At 59.8% G+C, this 517-nt stretch carries 1 protein-coding gene; it reads left to right on the top strand.

Annotated features, from left to right (window positions below):
• Nucleotides 1-517 (top strand): hypothetical protein (locus FC96_RS13055; RefSeq protein WP_191976671.1); only part of this gene is annotated, 517 nt, incomplete at both ends.

The raw sequence follows: 517 nt of genomic DNA, 5'->3' as shown, positions 1-517 counted from the left end.
GCCAATATTTCGGATGCGAACTCAACGGCCAATTCGGCCTCAAGCGATGCCTCAAGCGCGGCTAGCGTTGCCGATAGTGCGTCCGCAGCGGCCTCGAATGCTGCGTCCACGGCCAGTGAAGAAGCAAGCAAGGCTTCCACTGCTACAGATCAAGCCTCAAGCGCTGCATCAGAAGCTTCGAGTGCGGCATCAGCAGCAAGTTCAGCCGTGACGGCGGGCGATAGCTCAGCTGCGTCAACTGCAGGATCAACTGCTTCGAGTGCCGCAAGTGTCGCTTCCAGTGCGGCTAGTGAAGCCAACAAGGCGTCGAGTGCAGCTAACTCAGCAGCGTCAGAAGCCTCTAACGCGGCTTCGACAGCCTCGAGTGCGGCGTCAACTGCGTCGAGTGCGGCATCAACTGCCACTAGTGCGGCTAGTCAGGCCAGTTCGGCTGCTAGTGTTGCTCAGGATACCTCAACGGCGACGAGTGACGCTTCCGATGCTTCGAGTGCTGCGGCAGGTGCAAGCGAAGCGGCTT

Source organism: Secundilactobacillus kimchicus JCM 15530 (assembly GCF_001433995.1).
Lineage (GTDB): Bacteria > Bacillota > Bacilli > Lactobacillales > Lactobacillaceae > Secundilactobacillus > Secundilactobacillus kimchicus.
Note: the sequence above shows the minus strand (reverse complement) of the source record. Positions and strands in the feature narration are given on the sequence as shown.